General features: G+C 37.7%; 25 protein-coding genes and 1 pseudogene. 2 read left to right on the plus strand and 24 right to left on the minus strand.

Going from position 1 to position 20,691, the window contains the following annotated elements:
- The 23 genes and pseudogenes from Q8N22_03490 to Q8N22_03600 form a co-directional block, all read right to left on the minus strand.
- The coding region (locus Q8N22_03490) for a hypothetical protein (protein MDP3052980.1) at positions 1-329 on the minus strand (329 nt) is incomplete at its 3' end.
- Between the two features lie 6 nt (positions 330-335).
- Complete coding sequence (locus tag Q8N22_03495; protein MDP3052981.1) at positions 336-605, minus strand: DUF5661 family protein; 270 nt, start codon at positions 603-605, stop codon at positions 336-338.
- A gap of 10 nt (positions 606-615) precedes the next feature.
- Positions 616-900, minus strand: a complete 285-nt coding sequence (locus Q8N22_03500; protein MDP3052982.1) for a hypothetical protein — start codon at positions 898-900, stop codon at positions 616-618.
- Positions 901-902: 2 nt separating this feature from the next.
- On the minus strand, positions 903-1,109 hold the full coding sequence (locus Q8N22_03505) for a DUF5652 family protein (GenBank protein MDP3052983.1): 207 nt from the start codon (positions 1,107-1,109) through the stop codon (positions 903-905).
- A 24-nt stretch (positions 1,110-1,133) separates the two neighbouring features.
- Positions 1,134-1,766: an endonuclease gene (locus Q8N22_03510; protein ID MDP3052984.1), complete on the minus strand. Its 633-nt coding sequence runs from the start codon at positions 1,764-1,766 to the stop codon at positions 1,134-1,136.
- Positions 1,750-2,079 (minus strand): nucleoside triphosphate pyrophosphohydrolase family protein, encoded by a 330-nt coding sequence (locus Q8N22_03515; GenBank protein ID MDP3052985.1) that lies wholly within the window; start codon positions 2,077-2,079, stop codon positions 1,750-1,752. The genes Q8N22_03510 and Q8N22_03515 overlap by 17 nt, the downstream gene beginning before the upstream one ends.
- 33 nt (positions 2,080-2,112) lie before the next feature.
- Positions 2,113-2,484 carry a hypothetical protein gene (locus Q8N22_03520; GenBank protein ID MDP3052986.1) on the minus strand — a complete coding sequence of 124 codons (372 nt, stop codon included), beginning with the start codon at positions 2,482-2,484 and terminating at the stop codon, positions 2,113-2,115.
- 77 nt (positions 2,485-2,561) lie between these two features.
- Positions 2,562-2,822 (minus strand): metalloregulator ArsR/SmtB family transcription factor, encoded by a 261-nt coding sequence (locus Q8N22_03525; GenBank protein ID MDP3052987.1) that lies wholly within the window; start codon positions 2,820-2,822, stop codon positions 2,562-2,564.
- A 455-nt stretch (positions 2,823-3,277) separates the two neighbouring features.
- Positions 3,278-3,742 (minus strand): annotated as a pseudogene (locus Q8N22_03530) (TspO/MBR family protein).
- 74 nt (positions 3,743-3,816) lie between these two features.
- On the minus strand, positions 3,817-4,170 hold the full coding sequence (locus tag Q8N22_03535) for a hypothetical protein (protein ID MDP3052988.1): 354 nt from the start codon (positions 4,168-4,170) through the stop codon (positions 3,817-3,819).
- A gap of 176 nt (positions 4,171-4,346) precedes the next feature.
- The gene (locus tag Q8N22_03540) at positions 4,347-4,844 is read right to left on the minus strand and encodes an NYN domain-containing protein (protein MDP3052989.1); all 498 of its coding nucleotides are present in this window, start codon (positions 4,842-4,844) and stop codon (positions 4,347-4,349) included.
- A gap of 287 nt (positions 4,845-5,131) precedes the next feature.
- Entirely contained in the window at positions 5,132-6,205 is a 1,074-nt protein-coding gene (locus Q8N22_03545; protein ID MDP3052990.1) for a DUF4325 domain-containing protein, read from the minus strand.
- 147 nt (positions 6,206-6,352) lie between these two features.
- Positions 6,353-6,622: a GIY-YIG nuclease family protein gene (locus Q8N22_03550; GenBank protein ID MDP3052991.1), complete on the minus strand. Its 270-nt coding sequence runs from the start codon at positions 6,620-6,622 to the stop codon at positions 6,353-6,355.
- 69 nt (positions 6,623-6,691) lie between these two features.
- Positions 6,692-7,201, minus strand: a complete 510-nt coding sequence (locus Q8N22_03555) for a Clp protease ClpP (GenBank protein MDP3052992.1) — start codon at positions 7,199-7,201, stop codon at positions 6,692-6,694.
- Between the two features lie 168 nt (positions 7,202-7,369).
- Positions 7,370-8,398 carry a hypothetical protein gene (locus Q8N22_03560; GenBank protein ID MDP3052993.1) on the minus strand — a complete coding sequence of 343 codons (1,029 nt, stop codon included), beginning with the start codon at positions 8,396-8,398 and terminating at the stop codon, positions 7,370-7,372.
- A 33-nt stretch (positions 8,399-8,431) separates the two neighbouring features.
- Complete coding sequence (locus Q8N22_03565; GenBank protein ID MDP3052994.1) at positions 8,432-8,899, minus strand: hypothetical protein; 468 nt, start codon at positions 8,897-8,899, stop codon at positions 8,432-8,434.
- Positions 8,900-8,954: 55 nt separating this feature from the next.
- Positions 8,955-9,692, minus strand: coding sequence for a winged helix-turn-helix domain-containing protein (locus Q8N22_03570; GenBank protein MDP3052995.1), 738 nt, complete (start codon positions 9,690-9,692; stop codon positions 8,955-8,957).
- The gene (locus Q8N22_03575; protein ID MDP3052996.1) at positions 9,689-11,146 is read right to left on the minus strand and encodes a hypothetical protein; all 1,458 of its coding nucleotides are present in this window, start codon (positions 11,144-11,146) and stop codon (positions 9,689-9,691) included. The genes Q8N22_03570 and Q8N22_03575 overlap by 4 nt, the downstream gene beginning before the upstream one ends.
- A gap of 103 nt (positions 11,147-11,249) precedes the next feature.
- Positions 11,250-12,689, minus strand: a complete 1,440-nt coding sequence (locus Q8N22_03580; GenBank protein MDP3052997.1) for a putative DNA binding domain-containing protein — start codon at positions 12,687-12,689, stop codon at positions 11,250-11,252.
- Between the two features lie 6 nt (positions 12,690-12,695).
- Entirely contained in the window at positions 12,696-15,086 is a 2,391-nt protein-coding gene (locus tag Q8N22_03585) for an N-6 DNA methylase (GenBank protein MDP3052998.1), read from the minus strand.
- Positions 15,087-15,296: 210 nt separating this feature from the next.
- On the minus strand, positions 15,297-16,004 hold the full coding sequence (gene radC, locus Q8N22_03590) for a DNA repair protein RadC (GenBank protein MDP3052999.1): 708 nt from the start codon (positions 16,002-16,004) through the stop codon (positions 15,297-15,299).
- A 24-nt stretch (positions 16,005-16,028) separates the two neighbouring features.
- The gene (locus Q8N22_03595) at positions 16,029-16,910 is read right to left on the minus strand and encodes a Fic family protein (GenBank protein ID MDP3053000.1); all 882 of its coding nucleotides are present in this window, start codon (positions 16,908-16,910) and stop codon (positions 16,029-16,031) included.
- A gap of 204 nt (positions 16,911-17,114) precedes the next feature.
- Positions 17,115-17,969 (minus strand): patatin-like phospholipase family protein, encoded by an 855-nt coding sequence (locus tag Q8N22_03600; protein ID MDP3053001.1) that lies wholly within the window; start codon positions 17,967-17,969, stop codon positions 17,115-17,117.
- A gap of 124 nt (positions 17,970-18,093) precedes the next feature.
- Between Q8N22_03600 and Q8N22_03605 the strand changes: the two genes are divergently transcribed.
- Positions 18,094-18,399: a hypothetical protein gene (locus tag Q8N22_03605; GenBank protein ID MDP3053002.1), complete on the plus strand. Its 306-nt coding sequence runs from the start codon at positions 18,094-18,096 to the stop codon at positions 18,397-18,399.
- Between the two features lie 98 nt (positions 18,400-18,497).
- Positions 18,498-20,009, plus strand: a complete 1,512-nt coding sequence (locus Q8N22_03610; GenBank protein ID MDP3053003.1) for a glycosyltransferase family 39 protein — start codon at positions 18,498-18,500, stop codon at positions 20,007-20,009.
- On the opposite strand, the gene Q8N22_03615 is transcribed toward Q8N22_03610, so the two are convergent.
- The coding region (locus tag Q8N22_03615) for a hypothetical protein (GenBank protein ID MDP3053004.1) at positions 19,990-20,691 on the minus strand (702 nt) is incomplete at its 5' end. The genes Q8N22_03610 and Q8N22_03615 overlap by 20 nt on opposite strands.

Consider the following 20,691-nt stretch of genomic DNA (forward strand, 5'->3'; position numbering starts at 1 on the left):
TTTAATAATTCTTCCAAAGCCGCCTGGCCAACCGCCGGGGTTTTTGAGATATATCTTTCAACCGCAAAAACTTTATTACAGGAGGCCTCGGGATCCAGATTACTGTTATTAAAATAAATTTTGACCTTAGAAGTTTCCTTCGGGCTTATTGCCTGTTTTGCTTCGCCGCAAGCCCGGGTTGGGGCCGGTGCCGAGGGATTGCCGTGTTTTATCCATTGGCCATTACTGCAAATCCAATCGTCTTCGTTGCTTAAAGTTTTAACCAAAACCATCGCGGCGGCAATCGCCAAAAAAATTAAAATTACCGAAATAAAAACTTTCTTATACATAAAAAATTATTTCTTCCAATATCCATCGGCCTCTTTCTCCATCGCCGCCAATCTCGTGTAATAATCCGCGAATTCATTCAGATGCGCCAAAGCGATTTTTCCGGTCATCATCGGTTCGTCATCGGTAACATTGGTTTTCGGGCTACGGGTGCCGTGCTCCAGCTCCACATCCATCCCCATCTGGAACTGCTCCACGTCAAATTCCGACCAATCAATGCCCAGCGCCTCGCCGATTTTTTTCGCCTCTTCGGCTGAAAAATGATTTATGTCCGCCATATTTTTAAAATTAATTTTCCCGGCCTTTGTTTGAAAAAAACTTGTCGCTTAATAATTTTGCCAACCAAACAGAAAGAAGAAAAATCCCCGTCCCGAAAGCCCAAAGGGCGATAATAAAAAATATCGGATCTTCAAATTCCAACCAAGAAGAAAGTAAATTATGAAAAATTGTGGCGATAAGGGCGACTGAAAGCATAATCACAACTCCGAGCCCTTTCGTAAAAATTCCGACTCTTTTAAAAAGGAAATAAGCCGACCCCATTGAAGCCAAAAACCAGATTATAAAATAAAACATTTCTATGAAACTTTATTCCCTTTCTTTTTGGAAAAAACAAAAATATAAAGAATTTCCAAAATTGCAAAAGTATTGACAAGCAGAACAGCGACAAACCACCATCTCTGACTATCCCGAGCCGATTTCCAAAGAGCGATTCCTTTCCACGGCAGAGTCCATAAGATAATCAGCCAGCCGATCCATTGATGTTGAATGATAAATTGTTCCATGGGTTTATTTTACCATATTTAAATTTATTTGTTATTCTTGCCGTCAATCACGATTAAAGCGTGAAAATCCTGATATAAACGGAAATCCTTTCTGAGATCTTTCTCAAATAATTTCTGGAGAAAATAATAGTCGTAATTGGCCGTCAGCCGGTTTTTCTTGGCAAACCGCCTGGTATATTCGTCAATGACAAAAACCGGCTTATCCAAGCCGTAAAGCAGAATGCTGTCGCAGGTTTCCGGGCCGATGCCCTTTAATTTTAACAATTCTTCCCTTAATTTATTTAAATCTGCTTTTTTCAGCGCTTTCAAACCGCCGTGTTTTTTCAGAATAAACTTCGCCAAACCGAAAAGATAACCGGCTTTCTGCCGGTAAAAACCCGATGGCCTTATAAGCAGGGCTAATTTATTTTTGTTTTTTAACCCCAGCTGATAAATATTTTTTAAAGAACTTATCTTTGCCTTTTTTAAATTAGCCATGGCTAATTCCGCGTTTCTCCAGTTGGCCCGCTGGGTTAAAATCGCTCCGATAATAACCTCTTCTCTTTCCTTGTTTGTTTTCGGCCTTTTGCACCACAAAACCCACTGGCCTTTTGGGTGGCCGTATTTTTTCCGAAGTTTTTGATATAGCCCAAAAATTTTATTATCTATTGTCGCCACTGCCGTGGAGAGCGCCGCGGTCTTTGCGAGATTGGAGTTTTTCAATGTTTAAGGAAGCGATTTCTTCCAAAGAAAGATTCAACTCCGTGGCCAGCTGGGAAAAATACCATAAAACATCTCCCAATTCTTTGGAAATTTCCTTTCTGGTTTCCTCGTCAATAACGCCATTTTTGTCCCGCAGGACTTTTTTGATTTTCTCCGCGATTTCTCCTGCTTCGCCCACCAATCCTAAAGTCGGATAAATGAAATTTTTATCCTTGTCGGGATAAATCGCCGTTTCTCTTGATTTTTTTTGATATTCCTCGAATGTCATAGTTATTATTCTACTATCTTTTCTCCCAAACATCTATTTGCCTAAAAATCTTTCTATCAATCTGATTCTTTTTTCTATCTTGGCTTTTTCCGCTCCGGTTGGGGCTTTAAATTTTTCCATCTTCATCTTTTTCAACGCTTTTTCCGGCTCTCCTTTTTCAATAAAAAAACCATACTTCGGTCCAAATAATTCCTTTTCTAATTTAACCCTTTCTATTTCCGGCAAACCGCTGGCTTTATAGGCCTCCGGCCTTCTTAACCAGCCCTTGAATTCTTCTCTTCTCAAGAATGGTTTTCCGGCAAAACCGGAAGTATCTTTCTTCTCTTCTTTCGGAAACGGTATTTTCTCAGGTTTTTCTTTCGCTTCCCCTTGGCTAAGTTGTTGTTTTCTTTCAAATAAAGACATAGAATCAAAATTATTTATTTTTCGACCTAATTTTTTTGTTGGCCGGCTAGGTATTCTTATTCCCTTATTCGCGCGAATTAGAGAAGAGAAACAATGTATTTTACTGCCGAATCTTGATCGCCGGATAAACGATAAAACATTTGCAAACTTCGTTGTTCTTTTTCAAGAATATCTACTGCCAACAAAATACCAAGATGTTTCGAGGTAGCTTTAAATGACAAATCAATTTCCTGAGCAATTTCTGCCACCGGCGCCTCTTTGTTTTCTTTTAAGTACTTCAATATCGCCAGACGCCGCCGGTTAGCTAAAACTTTCAAGATTTTCTCCAATTTGCACATATATAAATGATATTATTTGATATTATTTATATTATACCAAATTTTGATCCATTCTCTAATTCGCGCGAATTAGAGAATGGAAATTTTGATTATTTAAATTCTCAATTAATTTTTATTTAATAAGGAAAAATATTTTATTCCGTTGCCATCCTTATTTTTCCGCATTTTTCCTGTACCTCTTCCGCGGCAATAATAATATCATCAATAGACGGTTCGGTTGCCTTTAATGTTCCGCCGTTTTTTAATTTAGCCGAAACTTCCAAACTATGAGTTTGCCCCGTGCTTTCAACCTCGCAATTGTAAATCGCCTGCTTGATTGCCAGCCATTCCGGAGTATCTCCCGGGCAAGAAGTAAATTCACAATTAGGACCGGTTCGGCCGACAGAGGAACCGTCCGGACAAAGTTTGGCTTCTTGAGTGCACGCTACCTGCTTCGGGATTTTATTTTGAAACTGCCAAACAGAATAATTAAGGTAGCCGGCGAAACTAACCCAAAGAATATATGGGAACAAAAGCCAAGCCGCCGGCCGAGAAATCTTATAGAAAAACAAAATTGTGGCAAATATAGCCAGCCAAAGGATAATAATTTCCAAAAACGCCGCGCCGGGGTTTCTTAAACCAAAAAAGATAATTGACCAAAACACGTTAAGCGTGAGTTGAATCATAAATACTCCCAAAGCAATTCTAACTTCCCTCCGCTCAAGCCCCCTGCGCCAGACCAGAAACGCGGCAATACCCATCAAAAAATAAAGCGTTGTCCAAACCGGACCAAAAATCCAATTTGGCGGACTAAAAGCCGGTTTAGCCAAAGTCGCGTACCAAGTTGAAATTGCCGAGACGGTGAAAATTGAACCAATAATGCCGGCAATCTCTGATACGACTATTGCGATAACAAGCTTAGAAAAGTTGTTGATTTTCATAAATTTATTCTCTTATTCGCGCGAATTAGTCCATCTCAACGGATCAACGACAATTACTGTTGAGCCGTTGAAATTTACTTTACCTTTTCGTAATAGACATGCCGGCCGGTTTTGCCGATTTGGCGGATAAAACCTTCCTTTTCCAACTCGTCCAAGTAGCGCGTGGCGGTGGCGTCGGAAACACCGAGTAAGTTTTCTATATCATCATTTACCACTCTATTATTTGGGGCCGCGCCGAAAAACTCCGTAATCTTTCGCTTGTTTTCCGCTTTCTCTTGCGCCTGCTTTTCAACTAGCCCCGGTAGAGGTTTTCTCTCTAATGGAGTAAGCGATTCCCCGCTTTTTCCCCCCGCTCTTCGTCTCCTCGCCAAATAAGTTCCCAGTATTACCCCTGCTATGCCTGCGATGATTAAAATTATATAGTTCATGGGTTTATTTCATTCCGACATTCTTGAGAATGTGAGAATGTTTTATTTATTCTATTTTTTGACTTTTTGGTTATCCACATTCCCATTCTTGACATCGTCGACCAGCCGGCATATACTAAAATCAGAATTTATAGGAAAAAGCACCTCTTAAGGTTTCGTCCTTTGGCGGTGTTTTTTCATTTTATGCTCTTATATTCCAGCTTCCCCCGCAAATTATCCATAAATACGATTTTCCCTTTGGCTGATTTTTTAAGCAAACTGGAACAAGTTTTGTTATAAGAACTCATCGCAATTTGAAGTTTGTTATTTTCATAAAGATATTTTACTAAAGAATAAAAATCGCCATCGCTTGAGACAATCACCGCTTTATCGTAATTATCGTAATCTATCATCGCCTGCAATACCAAGTCGGCGTCTATATTGCCTTTAGTGTTGCCGTCTTTATCCGGAATAGTTGGTTTTAAAATCAATACATAACCGGCTTTTTGAAGCGAAGAATATAAATCTTGGTTTGTGGGAATATATCCAATAAATAGATATGCCGTAGAAACATTATATTTTTCTTTTAAATAGACCCTGAATTTTCTCCAATCAAGTTTCCATCCCAAAGCTTCGATTCCTAAATTTAAATTATTACTATCTATAAAAGCGTAATTATTTTCTTTTTGTTTCATATTTTCTTAATTTTAACCGAAAACCAATATTATATAAACTATTCCCCCTATTCGCGCGAATTAGACCATATAAATTTGTGCTCCTAATTTTTTTGCCTGCCCTGAACGGAGTTGAAGGGTTTCTTCTGTGCTCGCCCCTCTTCTTTTCCCGCTCTTCGCCTCCTCGCCAAATAAGTTCCGGTTATTAAACCCGCTATGCCTGCGATGATCAAAATTATGTAGTTCATAAATTTATTGCGCCCTTCCGTAGCTTTATGCGAAGGAGGGTTTGTCTAACCTGTGGCGAGTTAGTTACCCCTATTCCCATTAGTGAATTTTTTAGCTTCGGTTTTTGCGCGCTCAATCATAAACTTCACTCCTTCATTCATATTTGTTTCCTGAATTTCAATATCGGGATGCTTATTTTTGAAAACGCGGTATATCTCATCGGCAAAGGCCTGTCCGATAACCGGCACCCGGTCAAAATCCAACACAATAATCTTGAATTTCTCAAGCCCCGAAAGTACTCGGCGAGCTTGCGACCTGGAGATGTGCACTCCGCCTACGGTGTACAAACGAACGCGGATTTCCGTCTTATCAAACCCATAATCGCTATCGGCGGCGAGGTTGGTATATTTTTTGAATACATCATTCAAATGCCGCTCGGATTTTGTCGCGATTCTAAAAACAACACGCGTTCCCTTTTTAATTTGCTTAATTGTTTTGACGAAAATATCGGGAATTTTATTATCCTCAATAAATTGGTGCCCGAAACTATCAAGGAGAAAAAAATCGCTGACTTTTGAAGTGAAAAAAATTCCTTCACCGGAATGAGATTTCGGCATAGTGGTTGTTTTCCCTTTCAAGAGGTCCTGAATGGCTTCAAGCTCTGATTTGAGTTTTCTCTTTTGCATAATACTGCGAAAAACTCCGATGCCAAAATCCTCAACGATAAACGAGAGGTCATTATTTTCCAAAGCGACTTCCACGAAAATATTATTTGACTGCGAGTGCTCTATCGCGTTGTTAAGCATTTCCGAAAACGCGTAATCAAAAATGCTTTTTACGTTTTCTGAAAGTTTGCTAAGAGGCGAAAAAGTTTTTTCTATATCATCCAACACTGCGTGTTCTTTCAACGCTTTATTTATGAGCTTCCTGCGGTAACGAGTTGGCATCGCGCTCGGATGCTTTCTCGCAAATTCCGAAGAAATGTAAAAAGCGCTTCTGGTTGAGCCAATCTTAAGCAACTTGCCTTCTTTTACCAACTCTCTGATTAAACCATTAGCGTATTGTCTGGAAACTCCAAATTCTTCGGCAATGTCGCGAGTAGTTATCCGGCCCTCTTGGGCCCCTTTTTCAAGTATTTTTTGTTTATCCAGCATATATACATCAATTGTAAACCAACCAACATTAGATTGTCAAGTGATTGACAACCAACGATTACGCGCTGTAAAACGCTTGCTCTCCCCCCACCCTCCTGCCCAAATAAGCCCCCAAACCAACTCCTGCTATACCTGCGATGATTAAAATTATGTAGTCCATCCCGTTAGAGAAAGGAAGCGCTTTAAACGATTCCTTAAATATCTTTTGCCCATACCTGATTTTAGATACCTTTCTCGAGCAAAAGCATCGTCTTTATTAAGACATGCTTCATAGTAAACTAAGACAAAAGGACCACGACCTTTTGTGGAAAATACTAAACCTTCATTGTGTTCTTTAAAGCGCTTCCGCAAATCAGCAGTACAACCAGTATACCAACGCTTACTCTTATCACTCTGTATGATATATGTATACCACATTTGGTTTTCTCTAACGGGATTCATGGGTTTATTTTATCTGATTTTTGTTAGCCGAGCAGGCACGCAACATCAAATTATTTCATCAATTAAACCGGCATCTAGCGCCTCTTTGGCATTAAAGTATTTATCTCCATGAGCCATATCTGCAATTTTTTCCACTTTTTCTCCGCTTCTATTCGCATAAATTTCATAATATTTGTGGTCTAAATTTTTAAATGTATTCAGGGCCTCCTGCGCATTATCTACAGAACCACCAATCTGAATAGCGCTTTTATGAAGCATTAAAGTGCTGTTTTGGGTTATTATTCTCTTTTTACATGCCTGCAGAACTAACGATGCTCCAGAATAAGCAATCCCCGAAACGACACCAATCACGTTACGCTTACAACCACTCAGTAAATCAAAAATACCTAAAGCGGTATGAGTTTCTCCTCCACCCGAATTAATAAAAACTGTAATTTGATCTCCTTCCTTAGTCTGAGACATTAATTCAGAAAAACGCTTTGTAAAATTGATATAGAAATCTTTATTATCAATTTGTCCTGCAATCCAAATAGGGTTTTTAAAATCTATTGCCATAATTTTTATTTCTTAATCATTTCTTCGACTTTGTTTTGGCTTATTATAAGCCATTCTCTAATTCGCGCGAATTAGAGAATGGAAATTTTGATTATTTAAATTCTCAATTAATTTTTCGACTTTTTGGTTTTATATTCCCCTAATTTTTTTATTGGCCGGGGCATAAATTTATTTTTCTAATTCTTCTTTTAATGAGATAACTTGCGGCAGTTCTTTTCGCTTTTTTTGTTCTTCAGTTAAATTATCTTCCCAACAAATAATATAGTCACATTCTTTCGGATTGTGTCCGTGACTTATAAAATCGCCAGACATAACTTCAAATTCAATTTTTTTATACTTCCCTTTTTCATCTAGGGCTTCTGCATCCGGAAATGCTGGGGCTATTTTAGTTATCAAAGGAAAACCTAACTTAATATGAAATTTAGAAAACAAAAAAACCACTTCCTGCTCATATTTTGGTTCGGACACCAAGCCAAAGGGTGAAAATGGCTTGAATTTTCTCCCCGACCCCGCCTTATTAGTCTGCTTATTAGTGATTCTAGAAACAGGAAAACTCGTGTATAAAAATCCAACAAATAGTCCATTATCAAAATTCTTTAGTTGAGGATGTTGATTTTTGAAAGCAAGGAGCAAATCATTAAATAGTTCCCATTTTTGACCTACAGATAAAAAGTTGTAATCTTCTTTATATTTTTCATACGACTTTTTCCGGTAATCTAAATTAAGCGCTTCAGCCAGTTCTTCTAAATCCTCTGTTTTGTAGGCACAAATGACTTTTTCCGGGTAATAGCAAAAAAGGATTTTTTTGGCGATGTGCCTATCCCCCCTAAAACCTTTAATATCTTCCCAGTGGCTATCTATCTTTTCTGATATTGACAAAGAATTATTAACTACCACTTTCAATAATTCTTTTAATATTTCTGCGTTATCTCTCGCGTTCTCCCATACCTTTGCGCTACCAATATAAAGATGGCCTAAAACTTTTAATTTATGTTCGATCCAATCAAAAAAGTATTCCCCACCGGGATTGTATATGTCTTGCGGAGATAAATTATCAATTTGTTCCGGATTTTTCCGAAACGGGTAGCGACTTAAAAATTCAGCGTGTTTTTTCCACCCATCTTCTACATCTCTTTTATATTTTTGATTCTTTTTGAAATCTTCAATTTTCGCCTCTAACTCAATTTTATTTCCCATAAATTTATTTTCATAATTTTTTTATTGGCCACATTACCATAATCCTAAAATCTTCCAATTATTATGATACTTTTGAAAGCTTTTGGAGTTGAGGTATTTCCATTTAAACGTTATCGGGGCATTTCTGCTTTTGGCGGGTCTTCCCTCAATCCACGTTTTGTAATCTGAGCCGGCGGTTTTTGCAACGACGGATTGGGGCATAATCCAATATTCGGGCTCAACCACATCTTTTAATAAGACAAATACGTAAAAGAAATTTTTGCCGAGTATTTTCATTGAATCGCGTCCAACAATGAAACCACCTGTTCTAAGTCTACCAGTTTTAACTTGAATATTAGCCATTCGTTTACCGTCTACGCTTGATGCCAAAATATCTATATTAGGCACGTTCTTCAGGGTAATAGTGGCGATTGCACCATACTTGGAAATCTCAGCCGCGACAAAATGTTCGCCGGCAATACAGGTAAAAATTTTATGACCAATTCTAGAGGTTTTTTTCATATAAATTTATTATCCTAATTTTTTGTTGGCCAACAAAGTTGGCACGCCGCCTAAATTATTTAATCAGATTCCAATTATCGAGGAAATAACCCATTTCATGATCCATATTTCCGAGATACACCCTGTCGTCTCTAAATTTGATATTTACACGATAGCGTTTACCGTGGCCAACTTCCAGAATTGCTTTTTCGTGGACTTTCTTTTCAACTTCATGAAATGGCAAAATCAAAAAATTATTTTTCTTCTTACCATGCAAGACAAAAATATAATAGATATTACCGTTGCTGTGGCGTTCAAATGATACTTTGCGAATATCAAAAACATAAGTGTCAAAACTATTAAGATTTGAAGTTTTGACCTGAATACCAAACAATTGATTATCTTTGACCGCCACAATGTCCATTCCAACATCTACGCTCATTATGCTGGCATTGAAACCACGAAAAAGTAATTCGCTACAAACCAAATGCTCGCCACCTTTGCCGGTAAATCCTCCAGCGATAACAATTTTTTCTTCCTCCTCTTTTTCCGCTTCAATAATCTTTGGCGTTTCTTTGATTTCTTTTTTGTTTGGATTGAGCGCAAAAGTTCCGGGCGCGGTTTTGATAAAATCCGAGCCTTTGCCTTTGTTTTTAATATCAACCGTGATTTGCGCATTCATCGTCGCTTCCGGCGTTGCCCCTTCGGTTTCCAAAATGCCGGATTCCAAAGCTAACCTAGTGATTTCGGTGTGATGCAAGGGCGTTCCTGCCTTTTTTAATATTTCAATGGCTGATTGTTTGAAAGTGTTCATATAATTGCTTTTTCAATTATTTCGTCAATTTTGGCTCTTTCGGCGTCAATTTTCTGGTTCATTTCTTCTTGCTTATCCAATTCCGCTTTGATTTCATCAACGATTTTTTGCTGGTGTTCTAAGGAAATATCGGGAATTTGGAAATTTGAAATTTCGTTCGCATAGAGTTCGATTTGGTTTGTTGCTCCCGTAAAATCTCTTTCGATTTGAAAATATCCCAGAATACTTCTGAAGAAGTAAACAAAAAACAATAAATTATATTTCTTGTTATCAATTCTTATTATTGAAATATGGCCATCGGCCACTAAATCTTGATCTGTTTCTGCTAAATCAATTTTGCCAAGCGATACTTTACCTGTTGAAGCAATTAAAACATCATCCTCTTTGATACGTGATCTTGTCGAAGAGTTATAAAAATCCTGTTCAACGAATTCCTCTTGCGAAATTTCAATATATCCGTTTTTCAGGTGTCCGGTTTTTACAACAGGTATTTCACCATCCGGATTGTATTTTGGACCTGCCCCTCGATGATTTGGCTCGGTGATAATATCCTTTACTTGCGCCGTTTTAATACTATCCAAAAAATCCATCAGTTTTTTTGTGGGGATATTATGAAATCTCGTAGAAAATCTTAAGATGTCGCTTCTTGAAAATTCACTAAAATCAGTTTCAAAAGTTCTTAAAGTTCGGTTTTGAGCGGCTTGTGTTCCAGCCGTCATCCCCTTGCCAAATTCATTGTATAAATTTTCATCAAATTGAAACTCTCTCGCGAAAACTTTGTTGATAATTTCTTGTGCCGGAGTAATTTGGCTTTTCAGCTCCTTGATTCTCTTCTCAATCGGTTCAATTTGCACGACGACTTGGTCTTGCTTTGTCAAAAGTTTATCGATAATTTTTTTATCAAATTTTAAATTCAAAAAATCACCTTCTTTTAGTGTTGGGTATCCTTTTCCTTGCCTTGAAATAGCTATCAAATTCTCATAAAAAATTGTTCTTAGTGAATAATATAAAATCTTATTTAATTTCTTCGGGACTAAATGAACGAAAGCAGAAGTATAGAAATAATCTTTATTGCCTTTATCTATATAAATATATTTTTTTAAATTTGGACGAACTTTTGAAAGTAGTATTTCATTTTCTTTCGCTTTTATAATATCGCCTTTTTCTATCTTCTTATAATAATTTTCTTCCTCCTCTTTTCTCTCATCGAAATTTAATTTTACCGGCTCAACATCGCCCTCTTTCGAAACATTGCCTATTTCAGAATAAAAAAAATCATCGTCCAGTTTTTCAACATTAACTTTGTTTTCTGACGCAAATGTAAATAAATCATTAAAGGAATAAAATCGCTCGGCTAAAAATTCATTTTGAAAATTCAAAAAGTCGACATCATATCTAAATGACCTCTCTTTCCCTAACTCCCGAAAATCAATTGTAAATTGTTTTAGCGACATAGTTATTCTTAATTCGCTACATGACCACTACATGACTTTTGGCCTTAAATGCTAGCCTCGTAGGGGTTTAAAGACAAAATTCCAAATAACCGCTACATGCTTTCTATGCCCAAATTGGAACATATTCTTTTGGCTTTTCGGATTTTTTTATAAGCCTTTTTTCTATTGTGGCCTTGATAATCGCCGAAGCAGCAGGGTAATTCTTTTCTCCGATTCCAAGTCGCTCTCTTAATGTTGCATTTGTCATTCTGGAATTTTCTACATATTTCAAAATGCAGTGTTGAAAGCACGCACGCACCTTATCGTCTAATGTCATATCCCTTAAGCTTTTATGGGCATATAGGGTTACCTTTGTAAAATTTTCATATTTTTCAAAATTTGGAGCTGGCAGTTGATAAAGAGCAATACTAATCAGTGCTCTATCAATACCAGTTCCTCCTTCTTCACAAACGCCAATTTGTCTCATAAACGAGGCCATATCTTCATTACGAGAGCGAGGTGGATGGTCAATAAATCTATCAGTATCAATAAGCGGTTCTCCTGTGTTTGTTATTTCAATTCTATTATCAAATATCTCTATCATTGGCCCGGCTCCAGATATTGAAAGATCTTGATGAATAAGTGCGTTGGCGACAAATTCTCGAATGGCGACCTCTGGATACATTTTTACTTCTTTCCTTAATGATTTAGATATTTCTTCGTTATAGGGAAGCTTATCATTCACATAATCAAGCAAATTCTCAAAAGATATTGCATATCCAGACAAGCCCTCTTGTTCTTTTAATCGATTTACTCTCGTATTGCCTTTATAAGGCACAACTCGTACAGATTTTCTTTTTACGGTTGGAAAATCTTTTAAATTTTTTGCAAATAATATGGCACCAAGATTTGTAATGTCATAACAATTGTCAAAAACCTTCTTTACTAAACCGTGTTGAATCATTTTTTCTATAAATTGATGGGTTTCGCTTGGAAGTTCTTGTTTTGTAAGAGAAAAATATTTTGCATAATCTAATAAATTTAACACTTCCGACACATTAACATTCTCTTTAGCTATGCCCTTCTCAAAACTTTTTCTATTAATATTATTCCAAATTTTCCGCTCTTTATCGGGATAGTCAATTAGTTTAGGGGTAGTAGAGCCAACGCGAATATACGCGATATTATTAAATTTTATCGGTTGGTTAATCGCTGGTGGAATTTCAAAAATGACAATTTTTTTGGTCTCATATTTAAATTCATAGATTCTAAAATCAACCCGTGGATTTATTTTTCTAGACAACCAAAATTCTAATTGATCGTTTCCGATTTTTTCATTGCTTGGTGAAAAGTTAGTTCCGACAATATTGTGTGTATTGTCTTGAATTCCAAAAATCAGAAAAGCGTTCTTTTTATCATGCAAATTTGCCGAGTTCGAAAGAGCTGATATTCTTTTTCCAATATCATCTTCATTAAATTTATTTTCCTTAAATTCAACAGTTTCCGTTTCGTTTGGAAGGGAAACTAAATTTTTTATTAATTTTTCGAACTGTTCTTGGTCCATAATTTTTTACTCCCACTCAATTTTTCTCATATAATCCAATGCTGTTTTCATTACGCCATCATCAACTAAAACCTCGCCTTTGTCGTTCACGCGATAAAGTTCGTTCGGCATTGGTTTTTCGCCTCGTTTAGTTCTTTTGTAGCCGATATTTTCCACCTCTGCCATAAAAATTTTATAATTTAATTCTTTTGCTACTTCGCCAAAAACCCACCACGAATTTACAAAGCCAAAAACATCTTTGATGTCGTTATCATATTTGCAAAGCTCTTTCAGTTCGTCCGCGTATTTTTCAATCAATGCTTTTGCGGAAAGTTTTTTATCGCCTGTCTCCAAATAATTTTTTAACATTCTTGCTAAAATTTCTTTTTCTTGCGCTTCTTTCAAATCTTTGATTGAAGGCAGTTTTTTCCTGTCTTTTCCGTCAAGATACACGGCCAGTAAATTTTCACATCTGGTTTTAAGATTACTCCATTCATTGGAATATTTGCTCCAAAGTTTATCCCATTCCGCAATTTCCGCTTTGGTTTTCTTTTGCGCGAATAACAAACTCGTTTTGGTGGAAGTAAACGGCTCAAAAGTAAGCTGCGGAAGCGAAACCACCGCTTTGATCTTAAAATACTTGTAAATGAAAAGACGGATATATTTGTTTTCTGTCGTATCAAAGACGCTTTCCGGCAAAACAACGCCAAATCGCCCATTTGGCTTGAGCAGTTGATACCATCGTTCAATAAATAGATTTTCTGAATTTTTCTTGCCGCCAAAAAGGAATATGCTTTTAAGATTTTCAATAGTGTCTTTGTCCAAAGAAACGCTAAACGGCGGATTGGTGATAACCACGTCAAAAGAATTATTCACGGGTTTTTGGTATGAATTATCTTCCACGGTATTTGTCAAAGTATTTTCGCCGGATGCTTTGATATATTTGTTAAATTTTGCCAAACCATCTCCTTTTTCACTGCCGACAAAAATATTCGCAGAACCATCTCCGTGTAATACCATATTCACCTTGACGGATGTTCCAAGATCCGGATTTATCTCGCTTCCATAAATATATTTATCCGCCCATTTATTTTCATAATCATCGGGATAAAAATTATTCTTTATGAATGACTGCACGTTTCTGGCAGTGTCTAATTTTTCAGGACAAATTCTTTTCACGACATTTGTCACAAATTTCATATATTCAATCAAAAATGTTCCACTACCAGCACTTGGATCAATCACATAAGGGACCTTTTGCTCCGTATTAATACTTTTGATCGTCAATTTATCAATCTGTAGGCCCCAAAGTAAAAACTTCACAATATTAATGTGAGTAAAAAATTGTCCTTTATTTTGTTTAAATCCTTCTCTAATGATTCCTTCAAAAAAATCTCCCAAAATATCTTTGCCGTCAAAACTATTTTTTCCGCTTACAAAAGAGTATCCTTCTAATTCTGACACTGTATATTTCAACTTCGAAAGGGAAAATTTGCTTCTGTTTATTACAAAACTTTCGCTTATTTCATCTTTATTTGTTATGTTTAATATGTTTTTTAATGCCCTTCTATATAAATCATTTATCCTTTTATATATATCCTCATTGTTTTCAAAACTTTCACCGCCCTTGAATGAAAAAATTTGAAAATCATATTTTTCTCCTTGTCCTTTCTCGCTTTCATCTTGAATTTTCGCCAACATCAACCTAGTTAGAGATGCGAAAATCTCATTATCATCCGTACCGCCACCACCCCAAAGCACATTGTGGAGATTTTTTCGAAGACCATCTAATTGTTCGTGAGTAAAATTGGTGTCTAAATCCTTTTTACCACCTTTAATATAAGGTTCTTTTTGGGCTTTCCCATATCTTTCCGGCAATTCATCGGCAAATTCCCTAGCTTCTTTCCACGCGCTAAAAGATTTAAATTTCTCATAGTCAATTAAAATACACTTATCTTTTATTTCTTTTCCTATAATTTCAACGGTATAAAGAACAAGATATTTCACATTTTTGCCCTGACCTTGCTCTTGCGAGGCGAGATTAAAAAGTTGTTTTTCAATAACCTCATCTTTGTCTTTTTCATAATCTTGCGGACTTTTGAGTTCGATATATAAAAAGGCACCTCCTTTATCGTCCCTGACAATTATATCTATTCTAGGTTTATTTACTTTTGGCCTTCCAATTTCGTACTCTTTTTCAAGTTCAATATTTTCCTCTTTATATCCCAATTCGTTGACTAATTTAGTTATGAGATAACCTCTAACAAGCTCTTCATCGCCGGAAATACTTTTAATATCGCGATGTTTTTTGATATTGGCTCCATATTCTGCTTTTTTCTCCCGCAAAATAAACTTTGCGACCTTCTTAGAACTATTATCTAAATAATTTATTATTGATTCTTGTGTGTTTTTGTCCATATTTTCATCTTACCACGATTTCCCTTTAAAATGCGGAGGTTTTGCTATTTTAAAGTTATCCACAGGGAAGTTGATAAGCTTACAACCTCTATGTTATAATTAAATTACAAAAACCTGTATTCTGAACTGTCACCGGATGGTGGCGTGGCTGGGACACCAGCATAGGAACGTGGTTGAGAATGGCCCCTTCGGGAGCTATTTTTTATTTAATTAAATAAGACCTTTCTCTTTAAAACTTAAAAATCCGTTTTTGCCGACAATAATATGATCAATCACTTCAATTCCTAAAATTTTGCCGGCCTCGGTGAGGCGTCTGGTGATTATTAAATCGTCTTGTGACGGTTCCGGATCGCCAGAAGGGTGATTGTGGGCGACAATAATGTACGCGGCAAGGTTCTTTACGGCTGACGCAAAGACTTCTCGTGGGTGCACAAGTGATGAGTTTAATGTCCCAACTGAAATATCTTTGACGCTAAGTAAATCATTACGAGAACCTAATAAGAGGGCCACGAAATGCTCTTTGTTTTCCCTGCCTAATTTTTCTTTGAGATAATTTACTACTGCCTGCGGAGAGGTTAAAGAAATTTTCTTTGGAATTTTTTCCTTTGCATATCGTTCTGAAATTGCTTGAAAAAGTTTTAGACCAAATGCGTTAGACGGGCCGATGCCTTTAATCTGCCGTAATTCGTCAAACGAAGCGTCAAGCGCTCCGCGCAATCCGCCAAACTTCTTAATCGCCTCTTTTGCCATCTGCTTGCAATCTCTTAGTGGAGTGCCTAAGGTTAAAAGTAATTCCACTATTTCATAATTAAGAAATCCATCAAGCCCTCCTTGCAAAAATCTATCCCTCAATCGTTTTCTATGTCCAATCCCCTTATGTTTCTGCTCAATTTTCGGCAAATCTTTTATTCTCGCCATATCCTCATTATTTTACCACGATTTTTATTTGAAATTTTCTCCGATTTTCCAAACGCCTTTTTCCCTGAAGGCCGGAATGTTCTGACGGCGCGCGGCGTTGGTCATTGCCGGAGCGGACTTGCCGTGTTTCTTGGTATATTCGGATAAAGTGATAATTTTTTCTCCCTTAAGATAAGTGATTCTCTTATGAAGCGACTCCGCAAGAACAAGGGTCATCACTTTTTCCATTGTCTTGGTATTTTTGCTGTCCCGATAATCGTTAAACGACTTGTAATATTCTTTTTTGTCTTTGTCGCGGATAATAACCATGGGAAAACCGAGCCACAGGAGCTGGGAGCAAACAAGTATCCGGCCAATACGGCCGTTGCCGTCATTGAATGGGTGAATAGTTTCAAAATCCAAATGGAACTTGGCAACCCTATCAAGAAAATAAGCGGACAAATTGCTAGTGTATTCAATGAGAATCGCTTCAATCATTTTCTCGACATGTTCCGGAGCCGGAGCGACATAGTCCCCAACCCGGACATACTCGCCAAGTTTTCTAAACCGGCCGGCGACTTTGTCGTCAATTCCGCCAATCAGCATCTGATGCAAAAGCAAAATAGTTTCTTTATTAATTTCGGTTTCTTTAGATTTATTACGAATATAACTGATAACACGTTCAAGATTTTTCGCCTCAAAAACTTCTCTCAAAGAAACATTGCGGGAAATTTCCATATCTAAAAGAATTTTTTCAGTTTCTTTAAGTGTCAGGGTAGAATTTTCGATAGCGTTGGAGTTATAGACGCTTTCCGAAACTTCGGCCTCATCAATCATTACTAAAAGCGACTCTTTCCCTTTTCGGAGAGTGTCGTATTCGCTTTTGAGAGCCTGAATCTTATTTTTTATGGGATTAGTGATAGCCATATAAGCATTATATATTATTCACGTAAAAAAGTCAATAATTAGTGAATTAGAGCTATAAATAGAGTCTATTCACTATTTGCCATGATTTTTTGGGTTCTTTTTCATCCTTCTTTCCTGCGGTTTCAACGGCTCAACCGTGATTGCCGTTGAGCCGTTAGATTTTCAAGAGGAATGCTGTTTTCTTTTGAGCGGATAAAAATTTATTTACTCCTGATAAAACAAAAAATCAATAAATTTTTCAAAGGGAGTTTTGGTTGGTTCGGAATAACCGCTACTGCCGAATATTTTTTTAAGATTTAATTTGGTTTCCCGAACGCCGGCTCTGATGATTTCTCCTGGTTGTTTAAAATCAAAATACCCGAAATTCAAAACCAAAGGCTGTAAAACGACATCGGCGCTTTCCATGTGGGATTTAGCTAATTGATAAGCCGCGGCGTCAAGAACATTAGAAACCAGTGACGGCAACCACACCCAGCTGAACTGCCGTTCCGATACGTCCAGCCATTTACTGGTAATATCAACCGCAATCACAAAATCGGCGCCCATTTTTTTCGCGATATCCGCCGGCACGGGGTTGGAAAATCCGCCGTCCATCAATAACCGGCCATCAAACGAAACCGGGTGAAAAACAATCGGTAAGGCGGCGCTAGCCCGAATAGCTTCAAGCAGGTTACCTTTTTTTATTACGACTTCGTCTCCATTTTTGATATCGGTAGTGATAGCCCGAAAAGGAATTTTACAATCCTCAATGTTTTTTGTTTTGAGAGCATCGCCCAAAAAATCGGTGAATATATGGTCTTTAACCTGCAAACTGCCGCCATCGCTTTTTTTAAGAATTTTGGCAATCCTGTCAATTTTATCTTTATCCAAAAAAATATTTTCCAAAGAATTGATATCTTTGGTCGCCGCGTACCAGCCGCCGACCAAAGCGCCCATGCTCGTGCCGGCAATAAAACTGATTTCAATACCGGCCTGCTCCAGGGATTTGATCACGCCGATGTGGGCCAACCCCCTGGCCCCGCCGCCGCCCAAAGCTAATCCGACTTTTTTAGGTTTCATCCTATAATTTTACTATTTTAAAAGAGATTTGTAATGTTTTTGCTTTCTTGACAAAAATAAAGTTTAATGCTAAATTAATTTCAAGTAAATCTGCTATTTAACAACTGAAAGGGGGAGGGCAAAAATGCGAAGCATATTATTAACCATTGAAAAAAAGAACTTAATTAACCGGAAGGAGGAATTCACAGTCCATATTTCTTTAAGCACCACTGCAGGGTTAGTTATTGAATTCCCCGTTAATTACAGCCCTGAAATCAAAAAATGTTTAGAGAGTAAATTGAGACCATGCATCTCTATTTATGAGAACGAAATCAAAGCCAAGTGCATTTCAGAGGAAACTTTCGTCATTGATCGGATATGTAAAGATTTGAGAAACCGGAGAATCAATGGATCTCTTGTCGTAACGGATACAACCGTATTTGTCCCTTAGCCCGCTTTCAAAGTCCGCTTTAAAGCCACCTGATTTTTCGGGTGGCTTTTTTTCGCCAGCTGACGAATTCTTTTCGGGATGTTATGATTAAATAAACAATGAAAAAAATAATTAAAAATCCCTGGTTTCTGTTAATTGTCATTTTCTTGATTGCCTCTTTCTTGCGTTTTTACGATATCACCAAAACACCGCCGGGATTTTATCCCGATGAGGCAATTAACGCCAATAACGGCGTTGAGGCCTGGGAAACCGGCCATTTAAAGGTTTTCTATCCAGAAAATAACGGCCGCGAGGGCCTTTGGATGAATATAGTCGGATTTTTTGTGTTTAAATTCGGCCACGAACCATGGATTCCTCGGGCGGTGGCAGCGATGTTTGGGTTATTCACCGTGCTTGGGGTATATTTTTTAACCAAAGAACTATTTTCCAGAAAAATCGCCCTGTTATCCTCTTTTTTTATAGCGACTTCGTTCTGGCACATTAACTTTTCCCGAATTTCTTTCCGGGCAATCCTGGCACCGGCATTTTTGGTTTGGGGTTTGTTTTTCTTGTTAAAAACGCTGAATCAAGCCAAAAATAATTCCCAATCACCGATTCACGATTCCCAAACAAATTGGAAATTGGAAATTAAAAATTGGTTATTACCGCTCCTTGCCGGAGCGGTGTACGGCCTGGGCTTTCACACTTACATCGCTTATAGGGTGACACCGGTTTTGATTTTGGCAATCATCCTTTTTTACTGGTTCGGGAATAAAGAAAAATCTTATCGCCAAAAAATCATTATTCCCATAGCCTGCTTTTTAATATCGGCTCTTATGGTGGCCGCGCCCCTGCTTTGGTATTTTTTAAAAAATCCCCAAGATTTTTTGGGCCGTACCAGCCAAATTTCCGTTTTCAGCTCCCCTAGTCCCGTTAAAACTCTGGGGATGAATATTTTAAAAACAGCCGGGATGTTTAATTTTGCCGGCGATAGTAATTGGCGGCACAATTATCCCAGCCAACCCGAACTATTTTGGCCAGTCGGCGTTTTATTCTTATTTGGAAGCTTCTTGGGAATCAGATCAATGATAAAAAAAACCAAAATAATGGAGTTTGCTGTTTTGTTCGGCTGGCTTGCCCTCGCCGCTCTGCCTGTAATTATTTCCGATGAAGGCCTGCCGCATGCCTTGAGGGCAATTTTAATGATTCCGCCGATTCTTATTTTGGCCGGGATCGGGGGTATTTGTCTTTATAAATTTCTGGCTATAAAAATAAAAAACCAGGGGGCATTTAATATTTTTGTTTTTATTTTTCTTTCGCTTCTGTTTTTTGAGGCCTATACGACTTACTTTATCTTGTGGGGTCAGAATCCAAATACCGCCGGCGCCTTCAATCAAAATTATGTGGTTATCGGACAGCAATTAAACGCCTTACCTAAAGAATTGCCGAAATATGTCATCGTAAAAGCTTCCGGAGCTCTGGTCCGAAGCATTCCGATGCCGGCTGAAACCGTCATTTTTATCACCGATACCTTTACCCCTGAAAAACAAAAAGAAAAAAATATTTTTTATATTCTACCGGAACAAGTTAATCAAATTCCGCCGGGAGCTTTTAGGATTGAATTGAATTAAAAAGTTTTCTGGCTTCATCCCAAATTAAAGAGTCGTTTTGAGTTGTTTTCGTCCAATACCACCATTCCGTTCCCCAGAGATAAAATTCGTCTAAGCCGGTTTTCTCGGCGAATTCAATATTTTTCTTGAATTGCTCCAAATCCATGGTTTTTTTCTGTTCAACGATAGGAGAATCGTATAAAAGCACGGCACCCCAGGGCTCCGCCTGGAGTTCGCCGACAAAAACATCTTTGTTAAAAATCTTTTTGATAATTTGGGCTTTACGCCAGTAAAAAACCGGCGGAAAAGGATAATTCACGATGCCAAAAAACTTATTAGTGGTTTTTCTATACATAGTAATGCCTAAAATATCGCCCAAACTAGCGGCTTTTAGCCATAACGAACCCTCGCCGCTGTCGGAAACGATTACCGGCCGGTTTTTGTCATCCAACGATTTCACCAAATCAATTTCTTTTTTCAGAAAATCTTTGTCGGTTTCAGGACAAACTCCAAAATGGAAAAATGGCTCGTTTTCCACCTGCCAAGCCCAAATGGCGTCTGAATTTTTGTATCGCGGAACAATCTCTTCAAGATAACCCAAAACACTGTTTTGCAGGTCTTCGCGGCTTAAATTTTTCGCCCAATCCGGAATATGGCATTCGGGCCAGCGACCGGTTTTCATTCCGATTACCAAAATAATTTT

This window comes from bacterium, from assembly GCA_030693325.1.
Lineage (GTDB): Bacteria > Patescibacteriota > Minisyncoccia > UBA6257 > MFKM01 > MFKM01.